Source organism: Streptomyces sp. NPDC093261 (assembly GCF_044753645.1).
In the GTDB taxonomy this organism is placed as follows: domain Bacteria; phylum Actinomycetota; class Actinomycetes; order Streptomycetales; family Streptomycetaceae; genus Streptomyces.
The window spans coordinates 14,574-30,604 of record NZ_JBIVNO010000022.1; the positions used below are offsets into that span (position 1 = coordinate 14,574).

The 16,031-nt window shown below is 72.2% G+C and carries 15 protein-coding genes; 11 read left to right on the forward strand and 4 right to left on the reverse strand.

What is annotated here, in order from left to right:
* Positions 1 to 30: 30 nt before the first annotated feature.
* Both ACIP94_RS32260 and ACIP94_RS32265 read right to left on the reverse strand, forming a co-directional pair.
* On the reverse strand, positions 31 to 2,943 hold the full coding sequence (locus tag ACIP94_RS32260) for a tetratricopeptide repeat protein (protein WP_402433616.1): 2,913 nt from the start codon (positions 2,941 to 2,943) through the stop codon (positions 31 to 33).
* Positions 2,940 to 4,787 (reverse strand): HSP90 family protein, encoded by a 1,848-nt coding sequence (locus tag ACIP94_RS32265; RefSeq protein ID WP_402433846.1) that lies wholly within the window; start codon positions 4,785 to 4,787, stop codon positions 2,940 to 2,942. The genes ACIP94_RS32260 and ACIP94_RS32265 overlap by 4 nt, the downstream gene beginning before the upstream one ends.
* A 169-nt stretch (positions 4,788 to 4,956) precedes the next feature.
* Between ACIP94_RS32265 and recG the strand changes: the two genes are divergently transcribed.
* The 8 genes from recG to mutM all read left to right on the forward strand — a co-directional run bounded on the left by recG (position 4,957) and on the right by mutM (position 12,505).
* Positions 4,957 to 7,170, forward strand: coding sequence for an ATP-dependent DNA helicase RecG (gene recG / locus ACIP94_RS32270; RefSeq protein ID WP_402433619.1), 2,214 nt, complete (start codon positions 4,957 to 4,959; stop codon positions 7,168 to 7,170).
* Between the two features lie 146 nt (positions 7,171 to 7,316).
* The gene (rsmD, locus tag ACIP94_RS32275) at positions 7,317 to 7,904 is read left to right on the forward strand and encodes a 16S rRNA (guanine(966)-N(2))-methyltransferase RsmD (protein WP_402433622.1); all 588 of its coding nucleotides are present in this window, start codon (positions 7,317 to 7,319) and stop codon (positions 7,902 to 7,904) included.
* On the forward strand, positions 7,901 to 8,410 hold the full coding sequence (gene coaD / locus ACIP94_RS32280) for a pantetheine-phosphate adenylyltransferase (RefSeq protein ID WP_402433625.1): 510 nt from the start codon (positions 7,901 to 7,903) through the stop codon (positions 8,408 to 8,410). Before rsmD ends, coaD begins: the two co-directional genes overlap by 4 nt.
* 122 nt (positions 8,411 to 8,532) lie before the next feature.
* Complete coding sequence (locus tag ACIP94_RS32285; RefSeq protein WP_402433628.1) at positions 8,533 to 9,597, forward strand: cell division initiation protein; 1,065 nt, start codon at positions 8,533 to 8,535, stop codon at positions 9,595 to 9,597.
* Between the two features lie 161 nt (positions 9,598 to 9,758).
* A complete protein-coding gene (locus ACIP94_RS32290) occupies positions 9,759 to 10,403 on the forward strand; it encodes a YceD family protein (protein WP_402433631.1) in 645 nt (214 codons plus the stop codon).
* A gap of 2 nt (positions 10,404 to 10,405) precedes the next feature.
* Positions 10,406 to 10,579, forward strand: coding sequence for a 50S ribosomal protein L32 (gene rpmF, locus ACIP94_RS32295; RefSeq protein WP_007493396.1), 174 nt, complete (start codon positions 10,406 to 10,408; stop codon positions 10,577 to 10,579).
* A 19-nt stretch (positions 10,580 to 10,598) separates the two neighbouring features.
* Complete coding sequence (gene rnc / locus ACIP94_RS32300) at positions 10,599 to 11,429, forward strand: ribonuclease III (RefSeq protein WP_402433634.1); 831 nt, start codon at positions 10,599 to 10,601, stop codon at positions 11,427 to 11,429.
* 200 nt (positions 11,430 to 11,629) lie between these two features.
* Positions 11,630 to 12,505, forward strand: a complete 876-nt coding sequence (mutM, locus tag ACIP94_RS32305) for a bifunctional DNA-formamidopyrimidine glycosylase/DNA-(apurinic or apyrimidinic site) lyase (protein ID WP_402433637.1) — start codon at positions 11,630 to 11,632, stop codon at positions 12,503 to 12,505.
* Positions 12,506 to 12,581: 76 nt separating this feature from the next.
* On the opposite strand, the gene ACIP94_RS32310 is transcribed toward mutM, so the two are convergent.
* Complete coding sequence (locus tag ACIP94_RS32310; protein ID WP_402433640.1) at positions 12,582 to 12,968, reverse strand: winged helix-turn-helix transcriptional regulator; 387 nt, start codon at positions 12,966 to 12,968, stop codon at positions 12,582 to 12,584.
* Positions 12,969 to 13,126: 158 nt separating this feature from the next.
* Between ACIP94_RS32310 and ACIP94_RS32315 the strand changes: the two genes are divergently transcribed.
* Both ACIP94_RS32315 and ACIP94_RS32320 read left to right on the forward strand, forming a co-directional pair.
* Entirely contained in the window at positions 13,127 to 13,711 is a 585-nt protein-coding gene (locus ACIP94_RS32315; RefSeq protein WP_402433642.1) for a flavodoxin family protein, read from the forward strand.
* Positions 13,712 to 13,895: 184 nt separating this feature from the next.
* Positions 13,896 to 14,396, forward strand: a complete 501-nt coding sequence (locus ACIP94_RS32320) for a Dps family protein (protein WP_402433644.1) — start codon at positions 13,896 to 13,898, stop codon at positions 14,394 to 14,396.
* A 45-nt stretch (positions 14,397 to 14,441) separates the two neighbouring features.
* Here the strand turns inward: ACIP94_RS32320 and ACIP94_RS32325 are convergent, their stop codons facing one another.
* Entirely contained in the window at positions 14,442 to 15,410 is a 969-nt protein-coding gene (locus ACIP94_RS32325) for a CAP domain-containing protein (RefSeq protein ID WP_402433647.1), read from the reverse strand.
* Between the two features lie 153 nt (positions 15,411 to 15,563).
* Between ACIP94_RS32325 and ACIP94_RS32330 the strand changes: the two genes are divergently transcribed.
* On the forward strand, positions 15,564 to 15,845 hold the full coding sequence (locus ACIP94_RS32330; protein WP_402433650.1) for an acylphosphatase: 282 nt from the start codon (positions 15,564 to 15,566) through the stop codon (positions 15,843 to 15,845).
* Positions 15,846 to 16,031 lie beyond the last annotated feature (186 nt).

Genomic DNA, 16,031 nt, shown 5'->3' on the forward strand with positions numbered 1-16,031 from the left:
CGCCGCGGCGACGGGCACCCGACACGCGCGTCACCGCTCCCGCTGTGCCTCCAGCAGCTCCAGCAGCCGTTCCGCCTCCGCCCGCCGGGTCCGGGCCGATTCGGCGTCACCGTCGGCCCGCTCGTGCCCCTCGTATCCCTCGTACGCCGACAGCACCGCACGCGCGCGTGCCGCCGCCGCGTCCGGACGGCGCAGGTCCGCCTCCAGCCAGGCCGCGGCCAGCTCGGCGCCGGTACGGGGGCCGAGGGCGTCCGGGCCGAGGGCCGCGAAGACCGCGACGGCCTCCGTGAGGTGTCCGAGCGCCTCCTCGAAGGCCGTCCGCCGCGTCTGCTCGTCCGCGTCCTCACCGGCCGACCGGGCGATCAGCTCCCCGAACTGGTGGTGGGTGCGGCCGAGTTCGGTGACCTGCCGGACCCGCTCCTCCTCGTTCTCGGGTGAGCCGGACTGGCACACCCGGGCCGCCTGCGTCATCAGGTCCCGCGCCGCGTCCAGATCCGTCTCCCCGCGCGCGGCGATCCAGGCGCGGGCGCGCAGGGCGCGCACCAGGCCATGGGTGTTGCCGAGGTCGCGCCACAGCCCGGCGGCACGGGCGTAGGCCCGGTCCGCCTCCTCGGGCAGCTCCGCGTGCCCCAGCGCCTCCGCCGCCAGGTGCGCCAGCAGGGCGTGGTCCCGCTGCTCCGGCCAGTGCCGGGCGATCTCCGCGGCCTGCAGCCAGCGCTCGGCGGCGGCGCGGTGCTCGCCCAGCTCCGTGTGGCAGTCGCCGAGCCACCACCGCGTCTGTACGAGAGCCCCCTCACCGTGTGTCTCGGCGGTCAGATCGGGCAGCGCCGACTCCAGCACCTCGGCCGCCTCCGCGGACCGGCCCTGCCGCAGCAGCAGACCGCCCAGCTGGTGCCGCGCCCACGCGCCCAGCGTCGGGCCCTCGCCCGCCTCGTCGGCCCAGTGCGCGGCTTCCAAGGCGTGCTCGGCGGCCTCCGGGAACCGCCCCGACGCTCCCAGCACCTCCGCCAGCCCAAGGTGCAGCTGCGCCTGCCCGAGCGGCTCCAGCTGCCCCCTGCCGTGCTCCAGCGCCGCGCGGGCCGCCCGTTCCGCCCGCTCCGCGTCGCCGAGCTGCCGCGCGAGATGGGCCAGCCGTGCCTCGTGCTCCACGGCGAACCACGGCAGGCCCGCCGCCACATACTCCTCGGCCGCCTGTGCCAGCAGCTCCGCGGCCGCCTCCGCGTCCCCTGCGCGCCCAGCCAGCTCGGCGAGCATGGCCCGGGCCTCCGCGGCCCGGGAGGCGAGACGCCGCTCGGCCGTGTGCGGCCCGGCGAACGCCAGCAGCTCCCGTACGGCCTCCTCGGCGGCCCCGGCGAAGCCCTCGTCCTCCTCCAGCAGGTGCATCAGGATGCGGGCGCGCCCCACCAGGACGGACGCCGTCTGCCGGACCCCCGTCCCGCCCTCCCGGAAGAGCGCGAGGGCCTCCTCTCGCAGCCCGGTGATCTCCTCCAGCCCCCGGTCGGCCTCGCCCGTCAGGGCGCGCACGAACGCGGCACGCGCGCGTGCCGCCAGCGCCTCACCGGGGTCGCCCGCCGCCGCGTACAGTCCGGCCGCGCGCTCGAAGGACTCGGCGCCCTCCGGACCCCGGCCGATCGCCTCGTGGTCGACCAGCTCCGCATGGTCCCGGGGATCCAGCTCCTCGCCCTCCGCCGCGCGCGCCACCGCGGCCCACGCCTCCACGGAGTCCGGGTGCAGCGCCTCCGACAGCCGCCGCGCCTCGGCGAGCAGCGCCGGCAGGTCCGGCTCCCGGGCCGGCGCGGGGGGCACCGGCGCCGGGACGGGCCCGGGGCGGGTCGTCCGTACGCCGAGCGGCAGCCGGTCCACCAGCGGACGGCGGTCCATCCGCTCCCGGGTGCGCTCACCGACGTAGGCCGTGCCGTTGCGCGCGTCGAAGCGGGCGGCGAGCGCCAGCGCCTCCTCGCGCGCGTACGCGGCCAGTTCCCGGGCGGTCCACTGACGGGCCGCCGGGCCCGGCACCGCCTGCGCCCCGAACCCCAGCGCGACCAGCCGGTCCATCAGCAGCGCCACCACCGCGAGGTAGTCCAGCCTGCTGCGCGGCTCCCCGGAGTCCGTGAAGTACTGCGGGCGCTCGGCCAGGAGTTCCAGGCCGCGGGCCTCGTTGCCGGTCAGGGCGCAGAACTCCACGTGGTCCGCGTACGAGCTGCGCATGCTCTCCATGCCCCGCACGAGCCGGAACCCGCGCAGATGGTGTGCCCGTGCCTCGTCCCAACGGCCCAGGCGCAGCAGCGGCAGCAGCGAGGACGCCAGCACGGCGTGCGGCTCGTGCGCGCACACGTGCTCGCCCTCCAGCACCGGCCCCCACAGCTCCAGCGCCCGCTCGTCCTCGCCCTTGCGCGCCTGCCACCACCCCTGGTCGTGCAGCTCGCACGCGTGGCAGTCGGCCATCGTGTCGCGGTCGGCGGCCAGCCATGCGGCGTACGCCCGTTCGGCGCGCGCAAGATCCCCGATGTGCGCGGCGACGCTGAACTCGGCGCCCCGCACAGCGCGTTCGGAGTGCCCGGCCAGCCGGTAGCGGTGCTCCATCTCGCCGAGCCACTTCTCCATGGCGGCGAGCGGGATGTGCGGCTGGCCCAGCATGCCCGCCGACATCCACTTGAAGACCCAGTGCAGCGAGTGGGTCTCGTACTCGTCGAAGTCCTCGGGGCGCTCGTCCCACATGCGCAGCAGACGCGCGAAGGGGACGAACATCTTGTCCTTCTCGGAGCTGTAGTTGTACACCTTCAGCTGATGCCCGAGCGCCTCGATCACGGCCAGCGGGATGTTCAGCCTCTCCGCCTCCACGAGCAGCCGCTCCGCGCGCGCGTTGCGTGCCGGGCCCTCCGGCTGCTCGTAGTTGTCCGCCATCGCCCGGCGCAGCGAGTCGAAGTCCATGACCCGGCTCATCGGGAGCCGTCCTTGGGGGAGTCGGTGTGGGTGGCCCATTCGAGCAGGCCGATGAACGCGCGGTTGAGCAGGGCGGAGTCCGCCGGGCGCAGCGGGCGCTGGGCCATCAGCAGGGCCTGACCGTAGAGGGACTCGGTGGCGGTGCCGATCAGCTCCGGGTCGCCCAGGGAACCGATCCTGCGGATCAGCGGGTTGAGGTGGTTGAGGACCAGACGCGCGCGGGGCGCGCTGCCCCGCAGCGAGCCGAGAATCCCCGCCCACAGGTCGTCGGCCCCCTCCTCGGCCTCCGCGCGCGCCTGCTCATGGCGGGCCGCCCGGTCGTCCAGATGCAGGGCGGGCACGGACAGGGGGTGGAACGCGCGCAGGACGACATCGCAGCCGAGCGGGTCGAGCGTGGCGCGCGCGGCTCCCAGGAAGCCCGACAGCGCCAGCTCGTCGGCCGGGTCGACCGCGTCCAGATGGGCGGTCACGGTGTCCGCGTCCAGCTCCGCGACCACCGTCCCCGGGCGCACCGACGGCAGCGCCTCCACCAGCTCGCTGTCGTAGGTGTAGCCGCCGTTGACCACCCCGACACCCTGCGCGGAGGCGATCGGCGCGACCTGGCGGTACTCCTCCACCGTCCGGGTGAAGTGCACGACGGGATGCCGCTGCGCGAACTCCTCCAGCGACAGCCGCCCGTCCGTGGTCTCGAAGGGCAGCCACGGCAGCATGGTGCGCAGCATCTCCCGGTCGTGCCGCGCGAGCGACTTGACGCCCAGGTAATGCACGGACAGGAAGGCGGCGAGCCGCTCGGGGTCGCCGGCCGCGAGTCCCGTCAGCCAGGACCGTATGCGCTCCCCGAGGGCCTCGCGCACGGCCGCCAGGGTCTCGTCCTCGTACAGCGACTCGCGCGAGGCCGTGGGCCGCAGACTGTCCGTGTCGAGCACACAGCGCACGAAGAACGCCCAGTCGGGCAGAAGCTGTTCGGCCCGCTCCGTCAGCAGCATGCCCTTCAGATGCACCCGGTGGCTCGCCCGCTGGGCCGGGCTGACCGCGCTCGGCAGCACATAGGCCACCCCCCGGATCCCGGCGAGCGGCACATCCAGGTCGATCGAGTCCAGCGGGGTGAAACCGAACAGGTCGTGACAGTGGCGCGCCAGGGCCACCCTCCGGGTCGCGGGGGAGGGGTAGGCACGGTCCCAGGGCGCCGGCAGCTCCGTGATCGGCTCGTCGCCGACCCGCACGTCGTACGGCAGCAGCGACCCGAAGTCCCGTGCCAGGGACCGCACCCGGTCCGCGGAGAGCCAGTCCGCGGCGCCGGGACGCGCCACCAGGTGCACCGTGGTGCCGGGTTCGGACCGGGCGTCCGCCGGCAGGGTCCGTACGACGTACGACCCGTCGTCGGCGGCCGTCCACTCCACGGGGAGCGCGTCCGGTGTGCGGGCGCTGCGGCTGACGACCCGGATGCGCTCGGCGACCACGAAACAGGCCAGCAACCCGATGCCGAACTGCCCGAGGAAGCCGGAGCGGGCCTCCTGGAGGCCCTCGGCTCGCTTGGAGCTGCGCCCGATGGTGGCGAGCAGGCTGTGCACATCGGACTCGGTCAGCCCGACGCCCGTGTCCTCGACGCGAAGGCCGCCCTCGTCCGCGTACAGCCGGACCCGGGCCGGCGCGTCCGGTTGCTCGGCGCGGCGGGCGGTGATCGCGTCCACCGCGTTCTGGAGCAGCTCGCGCAGATAGACCTTGGGACTGGAGTAGAGGTGATGGGAGAGCAGGTCCACCAGACCGCGCAGGTCGACCTGAAACGTATGAGGTGGCTGGGTTGACTGAGGTGCCTGGGATGCCTGTGAGGTCTGGGAGTCCATCATCACGGCGCCGTGGGTGGGGGACGGTCGACGGCGCGGGGTCGGGCGGTCCCGGTGGGGCGGTGACCGCGGGGCGAGCCGGAAGGATGGGTCATCCTAGGCTGGGAGCCACCCCGCTGACCAGCGGATTTGCAAGACGTATACGGCGTTGTCAGCGGTGTGGTGTGCAATGGATCTCGTGCCCGCACCACAAGAACCGCTGAAGAAGGCGCTCGGCCCCGCCACCGCGAAGGTGATGGCCGAGCACCTCGGCCTGCACACCGTCTCGGACCTCCTCCACCACTACCCGCGCCGGTACGAGGAGCGCGGTCAGCTCACCCACCTCGCCGACCTGCCGATGGACGAGCACGTGACGGTGGTCGCCCAGGTCGCCGACGCCCGGCTGCACACCTTCGCCTCGGCCAAGGCGCCCCGCGGCAAGGGCCAGCGCCTGGAGGTCACGATCACCGACGGCAGCGGCCGCCTCCAGCTGGTCTTCTTCGGCAACGGCGTGCACAAGCCCCACAAGGAGCTCCTGCCGGGCACGCGCGCGCTGTTCGCGGGCAAGGTCTCCGTCTTCAACCGCAGGCTCCAACTGGCCCATCCGGCCTACGAGCTGCTGCGCGGCGACGACGTGGCCGAGACGGTCGACAGCTGGGCGGGCGCCCTCATCCCGATCTACCCGGCCACGGCCAAGCTGGAGTCCTGGAAGATCGCCAAGTCGGTGCAGACGGTCCTGCCGAGCGCCCAGGAGGCGATCGACCCCCTGCCGGAGTCCCTGCGCGCGGGCCGGGGCCTGGTCTCCCTCCCCGAGGCACTCCTGAAGGTCCACCGCCCGCACGGCAAGGCGGACATCGCCCAGGCCCGCTCCCGCCTCAAGTGGGACGAGGCGTTCGTCCTCCAGGTCGCCCTGGCCCGCCGCCGCCACGCGGACGCCCAGCTTCCGGCGGTGGCCCGCGTCCCCGCCCCGGACGGCCTGCTCACGGCCTTCGACGAGAAGCTCCCCTTCACCCTCACCGACGGACAGCGGAAGGTCTCCGAGGAGATCCTCGGCGATCTGGCCACCGAGCACCCGATGCACCGCCTGCTCCAGGGCGAGGTCGGCAGCGGCAAGACGCTGGTCGCCCTGCGCGCCATGCTCGCCGTCGTGGACGCGGGCGGTCAGGCCGCCCTGCTCGCGCCCACCGAGGTGCTCGCCCAGCAGCACCACCGCTCGATCGTCGAGATGATGGGTGAGCTGGCCGAGGGAGGGATGCTGGGCGGTGCCGAGCACGCCACCAAGGTGGTGCTGCTCACCGGCTCCATGGGCGCGGCCGGGCGGCGGCAGGCGCTGCTCGATCTCGTCACCGGGGACGCCGGGATCGTGATCGGCACCCATGCGCTGATCGAGGACAAGGTGCAGTTCCACGATCTGGGCCTGGTCGTGGTCGACGAGCAGCACCGCTTCGGGGTGGAGCAGCGCGACGCGCTGCGCGGCAAGGGCAAGCAGCCGCCGCACCTGCTGGTCATGACCGCCACGCCGATTCCCCGGACCGTCGCCATGACCGTCTTCGGCGACCTGGAGACCTCCGTTCTCGACCAGCTCCCGGCCGGGCGCTCGCCGATCGCCAGCCATGTGGTGCCCGCCGCCGACAAGCCGCACTTCCTGGCGCGCGCCTGGGAGCGGGTGCGCGAGGAGGTGGCCAAGGGCCATCAGGCCTATGTGGTCTGCCCCCGCATCGGCGACGACGTCGACGAGCCCGGCGACCCGAGGAAGCCCGGGAGGTCGCCCGAGGACGAGGCGGAGAAGCGGCCCCCGCTCGCCGTGCTCGACGTGGCCGACCAACTCGCCAAGGGGCCCCTGAAGGGCCTCGCGGTCGAGGTGCTGCACGGCCGGATGCACCCCGACGACAAGGACGCGGTGATGCGCCGGTTCGCCGCCGGCGAGACCGATGTCCTGGTCGCCACGACGGTCATCGAGGTCGGTGTCAACGTGCCGAACGCCACCGCGATGGTGATCATGGACGCCGACCGCTTCGGGGTCTCGCAACTGCACCAGCTGCGCGGCCGCGTGGGCCGTGGCTCGGCGCCCGGCCTGTGCCTCCTGGTGACCGAGATGCCGGAGGCGAGCGCGGCACGGCAGCGTCTCAACGCGGTCGCCGCCACCCTGGACGGCTTCGAGCTCTCGCGCATCGACCTGGAGCAGCGGCGCGAGGGCGACGTCCTCGGCCAGGCCCAGTCCGGCGCCCGCACCTCGCTGCGGATGCTCGCGGTCATCGAGGACGAGGAGATCATCGCCGAGGCCCGCCAGGAGGCCGCCGCGGTGGTCGCCGCCGACCCGGAGCTGGAGCGGCTGCCCGGGTTGCGCACGGCGCTGGAGGCACTGCTGGACGAGGAGCGGGAGCAGTACCTCGAGAAGGGGTGACGAGAGAGACCAGGGGGCGCGAGGTGATCAGCGGTGCGAGGTGCCGGGGGAGACGGAGCACCGGCGGCCCCCGGGCTGCGAGACTGGAGGAGCACACCCGCCCTGGGCACAGGGCTTTCGCCCGCACACCGACAAGGACCGCAGAGATGACCCGCGTGATCGCCGGCCGGGCCGGCGGACGCCGACTGGCCGTCCCGCCGGGCAACGGCACCCGCCCCACCTCCGACCGGGCGCGCGAGGGCCTCTTCTCCACCTGGCAGTCCCTCCTGGGCGGCCCGCTGGAGGGCGAGCGGGTCCTCGACCTGTACGCCGGCTCGGGTGCCGTCGGTCTGGAGGCCCTGTCCCGTGGGGCGGCGCACACCCTCCTGGTGGAGGCCGACGCCCGCGCCGCCCGCATCGTCCGGGAGAACGTCAGGGCGCTCGGGCTGCCCGGCGCCGAGGTGCGGGCGGGCAAAGCGGAACAGATCATCCGTACCCCGGCGCCTGAACAGCCGTACGACCTCGTCTTCCTGGACCCGCCGTACGCGGTGTCCGACGACGATCTTCGCGAGATTCTCCTCACACTCCGCTCGGGGGGCTGGCTCGCGGCCGACGCCCTCGTCACCGTGGAGCGCAGCACCAGAGGCGGAGAATTCCGTTGGCCGGACGGCTTCGAGGGCATCAGGGCCCGCCGTTACGGGGAAGGGACGTTTTGGTACGGTCGCGCCGCCTCTACGTGCGAAGACGCACGATGACCGGACCGGAGAGCGAGGGATCACAAGTGCGCCGCGCCGTCTGTCCCGGGTCGTTCGACCCGATCACCAATGGACACCTCGACATCATCGCCCGCGCCTCCAGGCTGTACGACGAGGTGTACGTCGCGGTGATGATCAACCAGGCCAAGAAGGGCCTGTTCGAGATCGACGAGCGAATCGATCTCATCCGCGAGGTCACCGCCGAGTTCGGCAATGTCGTGGTGGAGTCCTTCCACGGCCTCCTCGTCGACTTCTGCAAGGAGCGCGACATCCCCGCCATCGTCAAGGGCCTGCGGGCCGTCAGCGACTTCGACTACGAGTTGCAGATGGCCCAGATGAACAACGGCCTCAGCGGCGTGGAGACCCTCTTCGTGCCCACCAACCCCACCTACAGCTTCCTGTCCTCCTCGCTCGTCAAGGAGGTCGCGGCCTGGGGCGGGGACGTCTCCCACCTGGTGCCGCCGGTCGTCCTCGAGGCCCTGGGCAAGCGCCTGGGCAAGGGCTGAGAGAACGCGCGGCGCGGCCGCCGTCTCCTGACGGCCCGTCAGTCAGTGTCGGCGGGGGCAGTCGTGGCCGTACAGTCGACCCGTCCGTCTCCAACACAGCTGTAGAGAGTGGCGAGCACACGGTGGACGTGCAGAAGAAGCTCGACGAGATCGTCGCGACGGTCTCCAGCGCCCGGTCCATGCCCATGTCGGCCTCGTGCGTGGTCAACCGCGCCGAGCTGCTCTCGATGCTCGAAGAGGTGCGCGCGGCCCTGCCCGACTCCCTGGCCGAGGCCCGGGAACTGATCGGCGACCGGGAGCAGATGGTCGAGCGGGCCCGCCAGGAGGCCGAGCGGATCATCGAGACCGCGCACGCCGAGCGCGGCTCCCTGATCTCCGACACGGAGGTCGCCCGCCGCTCCCGGAACGAGGCCGACCGCATCCTCACCGAGGCCCGCCGGGAGGCCGAGGAGGTCCGCGCCGAGGCCGACGACTACGTCGACTCCAAGCTCGCCAACTTCGAGGTCGTCCTCACCAAGACCCTCGGTTCGGTCGGCCGCGGCCGGGAGAAGCTCCTCGGCACCGGTCCCGGCCTCGACGAGCAGGGCTACGAGGATGAGGACGCCCCCGAGCGCAGCCACGACCCCGAGACCCTGCGCCGGGACGCCGACGCGTACGTCGACGCCAAGCTCGGCGCCTTCGAGGCCGTGCTCGCCAAGACCCTGGAAGCCGTCGGCAAGGGCCGGCAGAAGCTGCACGGCCGGATCGCCACCGACGACCTCGGCGCCCTAGCCGACGACCCCACGACCGTCCGGCACTCCAGCGACGCCGATTACCTCGCCGACCTCGCGGCCCTCGCCGATGCCCCGGCCCAGGCGCCCGCGGTGCCCGCCCCGGCCCCGGCGATCCCGGCCCAGCAGAACCAGCCCGCCTACGCGCAGCAGCAGGATCCGTACGGGTACGCGCAGGCCGACCAGTACGGCTACCAGCAGACCTACGCCCAGCAGGACCCCTACGGCTACCAGCAGGCGGACCCGTACGCCGCCTACCCCCAGGCGCAGGCGTACGACCAGCAGGCGGCGTACGATCAGGGCCAGGGGCACGGTTATGCGCAGGGCAACGCCCTCGACGAGACCAGCCTCTTCGACACCGGCATGATCAGCGCGGAGCAGCTCCGGGCCTACGAACAGGGGCGCGGCGGTCACTGAGCGTGCCGGACGCGCGAGTCCCGGGGTGTCCGGGTGCACCGGATTGGGCCATGAGGGAAAGGTCCAGTATCCTGGCTCTTCGGTCGCGCGTACCCTTCGCGATCCACGCTGCCCGGAACATCACGGCGCAGCGCCCCCGAGCTTCGAGACCGAAAGCAGGAATGGCCCTGAACGCCCGCCTCGACCACCGCAACCCCCTCGTGTTCGACACACACGAGCTGGGGCGGCGTCCTGGTGCGCTGCAGCGCCTGACCCGCACGATCGACGCCCCGAAGGACTTCGGTATCCGGGGGGTCATCGGAGTGCCGGAAGGCGCGCCGGTGGAGCTCGAACTCCGGCTCGAGTCGGTCATGGAAGGGGTGCTCGTCACAGGCACCGCCCGTGCATCGGCCGAGGGGGAGTGCGTAAGGTGTCTGGAGCCGCTGGAGCTGGAGCTCGAAGCGGACTTCCAGGAGCTGTTCTCGTACCCTGACGCCGACGACCGGGGCCGTGTGATCGCGGAGCCGGGCGGCGACGCCGAGGACGACGAGGACAGGTTCTTCCTCGAGGACGGACTCTTCGACCTCGAGCCTCTGCTGCGCGATGCGGTGGTGCTCGCACTGCCGATGCAGCCGGTGTGCCAGGAAGACTGCGCGGGCCTGTGCTCCGAGTGCGGAGCGCGGCTCACGGACGACCCGGACCACCATCACGACGCCGTCGACATCCGTTGGGCGGCACTGCAGGGACTCGCCGATTCATTCGAAGCCGGCGATAAGGACGAGATGAGCGGCGCCGAAGCGGGCGTCGACGAGAAGCAGGAGAAGTAGCCGTGGCTGTTCCGAAGCGGAAGATGTCGCGCAGCAACACGCGCCACCGCCGGTCGCAGTGGAAGGCTGCGGTCCCCACCCTGGTTGCGTGCGAGCGCTGCCACGAGCCCAAGCTGCAGCACATCGCGTGCCCCTCGTGCGGCACCTACAACAAGCGCCAGGTCCTCGAGGTCTGATCGGCTGGTGAGAGGTCTGATGTCTGACGCCAAAAACAGTCCCCGCCGCAGCGGGGGTGGTTCGGCGGACAACACAGCCTCGTCCCACACGCTTCTGGAAGGGCGGCTCGGCTACAAGGTCGAGTCCGCCCTTCTGGTGCGTGCGCTGACCCACCGCTCGTACGCGTACGAGAACGGCGGTCTGCCGACGAACGAGCGTCTGGAGTTCCTCGGGGACTCCGTTCTCGGCCTCGTCGTCACGGACACGCTGTACCGCACCCACCCCGACCTGCCCGAAGGCCAGCTGGCCAAGCTGCGGGCCGCGGTGGTCAACTCGCGTGCGCTGGCGGAGGTGGGCCGCGGGCTCGATCTCGGCTCCTTCATCCGGCTCGGCCGGGGCGAGGAGGGCACGGGCGGCCGGGACAAGGCGTCCATCCTCGCCGACACCCTCGAAGCGGTGATCGGCGCTGTCTACCTCGACCAGGGGCTGGACTCGGCGGCGGAGCTGGTGCACCGCCTGTTCGACCCGCTGATCGAGAAGTCCTCGAATCTCGGTGCCGGCCTGGACTGGAAGACCAGCCTCCAGGAGCTGACCGCGACCGAGGGGCTCGGTGTGCCCGAGTACCTGGTCACGGAGACCGGCCCGGACCACGAGAAGACCTTTACTGCTGCCGCCCGCGTCGGAGGCGTCTCGTACGGCACCGGCACCGGCCGCAGCAAGAAGGAGGCGGAGCAGCAGGCCGCGGAGTCGGCCTGGCGCTCCATCCGCGCCGCCGCGGACGAGCGAGCCAGGGCGGCGGCCGAGGCGGGGTCCCCCGACGGGGCCGGCGAATCCGTCACGGCCCCGTCCAGCGACACGGCCACAGCCTGAATCCTTCACACCGGACCCCGCCTCGGCCACCCGCCGCGGCGGGGTCCGTTCCATCTTCTCGTTCTTCTTCGCGGCGGTTTCCGGGGGTCCGTTTCCACCGGTCTCCCGCGGGCCGGTCGCGTGCGCCGGGCAGGCCCGTCGGCCGGCTCCGCGAGGTACTCTGCGGACGTCCCCCCGGTTCATCCCTCCCAAGGAGCCCCGTGCCCGAGTTGCCCGAGGTCGAGGTCGTACGGCGTGGCCTGGAGCGCTGGGTCGCCCACCGGACCGTCGCCGACGTGGAGGTGCTGCACCCGCGCGCTGTGCGCCGGCACACCGCGGGCGGCGAGGACTTCGCGCACCGCCTCAAGGGGCAGCTGCTCGGTACCCCGAGCCGCCGCGGGAAGTACCTCTGGATCCCGGTCGAGACGACGGGCACGGCGATCCTGGCCCATCTCGGCATGAGCGGTCAGCTCCTCGTCCAGCCGCACGACGCCGCCGACGAGAAGCATCTGCGCGTCCGCCTCCGGTTTGACGACGGTCTCCGCACCGAGCTGCGCTTCGTCGACCAGCGCACCTTCGGTGGGCTCTCGCTGCACGACACCACCGCCGACGGGCTGCCCGACGTCATCGGGCACATCGCCCGCGACCCCCTCGACCCGCTCTTCGACGACGCGGCCTTCCACGAGGCCCTGCGCCGCAGGCGCACGACCGTCAAGCGGGCCCTGCTCGACCAGTCGCTGATCAGCGGCGTCGGCAACATCTACGCCGACGAGGCCCTGTGGCGCGCCCGCGTCCACTACGAGCGCCCCACGGCCCACTTCTCTCGCCCACGCACCGCCGAACTCCTCGGCCACATACGGGATGTGATGAACGCCGCGCTCGCCGTCGGCGGCACCAGCTTCGACAGCCTCTACGTCAACGTCAACGGGGAGTCGGGCTACTTCGACCGGTCGCTGGACGCGTACGGCCGCGAGGGCATGCCCTGCCGGCGCTGCGCGACACCCGTGCGCCGCCGCCCCTGGATGAACCGGTCCAGCTACTTCTGCCCGAAGTGCCAGCGGGCGCCGCGCATCGCGACGCCGCGCGTGATGGCGTAGGCGCGCGGGGAAGTGCGAGGAGGCGCCGGGGGGAGAGGCGCCGGGAAGCGCCGGCGGAGAGAGGCGCCGGGGAGCCTCAGTCCGTGCGGGCGTCGTCGTAGTGACGGCGAGCGTCCAGCACGTCGTCCATCCGCTCCTCCACGAAGTGGATGAGACGGAGCAGCCGCTCGGCCACCTCGTGCCCCAGCGGAGTCAGCTCGTAGTCCACGCGCGGGGGGTTCGTCGGCCGGGCGTCGCGGTGCACCAGGCCGTCGCGCTCCAGCGCGTGCAGGGTCTGGGAGAGCATCTTCTCGCTCACCCCGTCGACGCGGCGGCGCAGCTCGTTGAAGCGGTACGAACTCTCGTGGAGCGCGCCGAGCGTGAGCGCTCCCCAGCGTCCCGTCACATGCTCCAGCGTGCTCCGCGACGGGCACGCCTTGGAGAACACGTCGTACGGGAGGTTCTCCTGCTGCGTGGTGGTCATGGCCGAAGCGTACTCCAGCACAGCGCTAACCGGCAGCTTGCGCTAACTAGAAGTTAGTGCTTTCCTGTGGTCATCGCATCGAGGGCCGCCGCTTCGCCGCGTCCCTCGTCTGTCCGTCCCCCGCGGACGTCCTTCCGTTCCCCCCGAGGAGTACCCACGTGACTACCCCTGTTGTCGCCATCGCCTACCACTCCGGTTACGGCCACACCGCAGTCCTCGCCGAGGCCGTGCGGGAGGGTGCCGCCGAGGCCGGAGCCCAGGTGCACCTGATCGCGGTCGAGGAGATCACCGACGAGCAGTGGGCGGCCCTCGACGGCTCCGACGCGATCGTCTTCGGCTCGCCCACCTACATGGGCACCGCCTCCGCCCCCTTCCACGCCTTCGCCGAGGCCTCCTCGAAGCGCTGGTTCGGGCAGGACTGGAAGGACAAGCTGGCCGCCGGCTTCACCAACTCGGGCTCCAAGAGCGGCGACAAGCTGCACACCCTGCAGTTCTTCCAGATCCTGGCGGCGCAGCACGGCATGAACTGGGTGAGCCTCGGACTGCACCCTGGCTGGAACAACAGCGCCGGCTCCGAGCACGACCTCAACCGCCTCGGCTTCTTCCTGGGCGCCGCCGCGCAGACGAACGTCGACGAGGGCCCCGAGGGCGTCCACAAGGCCGACGTGGAGACCGCCCGTCACCTCGGCCGCCGCGTCGCGGAGACGGCACGGCTGTTCGCGCTGGGCCGCGCGGCGGCGTAGTCACCGGACATGACCGTGCCCCCGACCGGAGGGCTTCCGGTCGGGGGCACGCCCGGATCTCCACCCAAGCGGATCAGGCGCACTGGCGGCGGAAGCAGACCTCCGTAGGCTCGATCGCGTAGGCAAACGACGGGCCCCCTGTTCCAGGGCGTCGCTGTGTGGTGCTTAGCCAAGGAGACACACCATGACCGCTTCCCCTGGGAGGTCCCGGCGTTCGGAGACCGAGGTCGCCGGATTCACGGCCTCGCCGCAGCTGGCCGGAGCGTTGCAGCAGATCCTGGTGGACCTCGTCGAACTGCATCTCCAGGGCAAGCAGGCCCACTGGAACGTGGTCGGCCACAACTTCCGGGATCTGCACCTGCAACTTGACGAGATCGTCGACGAGGCCCGGGAGTCGGCCGACACCATCGCCGAACGCCTGCGCGCTCTCGAGGCCTGGCCGGACGGCCGCTCCGACACCGTGGCGGCGACGACCACGCTTCCCCCGTTCCCGGACGGGGCGCTGAGCGTGAGCGCCGTCGTCGATCTGATCACCGCGCGCCTGCGTGTCACCGTCGACACGGTGCGCACCCACCGTGACCAGGTGGACAGCGAGGATCCCGCCACGGCCGACCTACTGCACGCGGTCATCGACTCCCTGGAGAAGTACGCCTGGATGGTCAGCGCGGAGAACCGATCCGCCTGACACCCCTCACCGCGTCGCCTCCGGGGGCCGTGACCCGCCGTTGTCTCAGTAGCCGAAGTCCTGTGTCCACCAGGGGCCGCCCGCGCCCGGGTGCACCCCGACGCCCAGCGTCTTGAAGTCGCAGTTCAGTATGTTCGCGCGGTGGCCCGGGCTGTTCATCCAGGCGTCCATCACGTCCTGGGCGGTCGACTGGCCGCGGGCTATGTTCTCGCCGCCCAGGTCCGTTATGCCGAGTACGGCGGCCCGGTCCCAGGGGTCCTTGCCGTCCGGGTCGGTGTGGTCGAAGAAGTTCCGCGCGGCCATGTCGTCGCTGAAGCCCTGCGCCAGCTCCGTCAGGTCACTGCTCGCGGTCACCGGGCTGCAGCCCACCTTGGCCCGCTCCTGATTGACGAGGTCGAGCACCGCGGCCGCGGTCGACGCCGGCGCGGACTTCTGCGGCGGGATATGGGTCTTGGGCTTCTGCGGGTGGTTCTTCGCGGGCGGAGCGGTCGTCGCCGTCTGCGTCGCGGCCGGGGAGGGCGACTGGGACTGCGGCTGTGAGGGCTCGCTCGCCGGGGCGGTCGAGGATGCCGGGGCCGAGGGGGTGGCGACCGGGGAGGCGGCCTGTCCGCGGTCCTGGTCGCGGCTCGTGGACGTCGAACCGCGGCCGTCGGCCGTGCCGCTCGTGCCGCCCTGCTGGGTGGCGAAGCCAGACGGGCTGGTGCCCCCGGCCTGCACATCGCCGGCGTCACCGCTCACCGTGAAACTGTTGCCGCCGGGCAGCACGCCCGCGGCGACCGCCACGGTGCCCAGCGCGACGGCGGCCGAGACACCCAGCAGGCCCGTGCGCACCGGAGTGGGCGCCTTCTTGCGACGGTGGGAACGCGTCGCCTGCCGTTCGGCCTCCAGGACCTCCGCAAAGCCGTAGAGGTTCTCGGGGCCGTAACGCTCCGTAGGTGGCTCATGGTTCTGTGTCACCCTGGTCGCGCGGCCGGTGGCGGCGCGTCCCACGACGGAGCGTCGGTGGCGTCCCATCTGCTGGCCTTCCTGGTCTTGCGGTCAGCGCTGCTGAATCGAAACTCCCTCGATCGAGTGAGTTTCACATCAGATTCATATGAGGGGGGACGCTACCGCATGACGCGTGGGGAGGAAGTGTCCGGAGGGACATTGGCCGGTTAGCGTGCAGCCATGAACGACGATGCACGGCTTGTCGCGTGGGTGCGCGGACGTGTCCAAGGTGTGGGTTTCCGCTGGTACACCCGGGCCAAGGCGCTGGAGATCGGCGGCCTGCGGGGCTTCGCGCTCAACCTCGACGACGGACGGGTCCAGGTGGTCGCGGAGGGCCCGCGGGGGGACTGCGAGGGTCTGCTGGACTGGCTCCGGGGTGACGACACACCCGGGAGGGTGGATGGCGTCACTGAGATTTGGGACACGCCGCGCGGCGGCTACGACGGCTTCGCGATCCGCTGAGTCCGGGGCAAGAGGGCCCCGGGCGGAAGCGGGGGACATGCCCCGGGCACCTGCCCGCAGCGGAAAGGCCCAGGTGGTTGCCAAGAAGGACGCGTCGTGGCAGGCTCCGGGGCAAGGATGATCGCCACACCCTCCGGGACCCGAAGGAGTTGCAGCGCCGCCCGTCGAAGGTCGCGCGCCCCCGGG

Bases quoted from the DNA above. Each gene is read 5' to 3' on its own strand.
- ACIP94_RS32260 (WP_402433616.1), bottom strand. From the start codon at position 2,943: ATGAGCCGGGTCATGGACTTCGACTCGCTGCGCCGGGCGATGGCGGAC.
- ACIP94_RS32265 (WP_402433846.1), bottom strand. From the start codon at position 4,787: ATGGACTCCCAGACCTCACAGGCATCCCAGGCACCTCAGTCAACCCAG.
- recG (WP_402433619.1), top strand. From the start codon at position 4,957: ATGGATCTCGTGCCCGCACCACAAGAACCGCTGAAGAAGGCGCTCGGC.
- rsmD (WP_402433622.1), top strand. From the start codon at position 7,317: ATGACCCGCGTGATCGCCGGCCGGGCCGGCGGACGCCGACTGGCCGTC.
- coaD (WP_402433625.1), top strand. From the start codon at position 7,901: ATGACCGGACCGGAGAGCGAGGGATCACAAGTGCGCCGCGCCGTCTGT.
- ACIP94_RS32290 (WP_402433631.1), top strand. From the start codon at position 9,759: ATGGCCCTGAACGCCCGCCTCGACCACCGCAACCCCCTCGTGTTCGAC.
- rnc (WP_402433634.1), top strand. From the start codon at position 10,599: ATGTCTGACGCCAAAAACAGTCCCCGCCGCAGCGGGGGTGGTTCGGCG.
- ACIP94_RS32310 (WP_402433640.1), bottom strand. From the start codon at position 12,968: ATGACCACCACGCAGCAGGAGAACCTCCCGTACGACGTGTTCTCCAAG.
- ACIP94_RS32320 (WP_402433644.1), top strand. From the start codon at position 13,896: ATGACCGCTTCCCCTGGGAGGTCCCGGCGTTCGGAGACCGAGGTCGCC.
- ACIP94_RS32325 (WP_402433647.1), bottom strand. From the start codon at position 15,410: ATGGGACGCCACCGACGCTCCGTCGTGGGACGCGCCGCCACCGGCCGC.
- ACIP94_RS32330 (WP_402433650.1), top strand. From the start codon at position 15,564: ATGAACGACGATGCACGGCTTGTCGCGTGGGTGCGCGGACGTGTCCAA.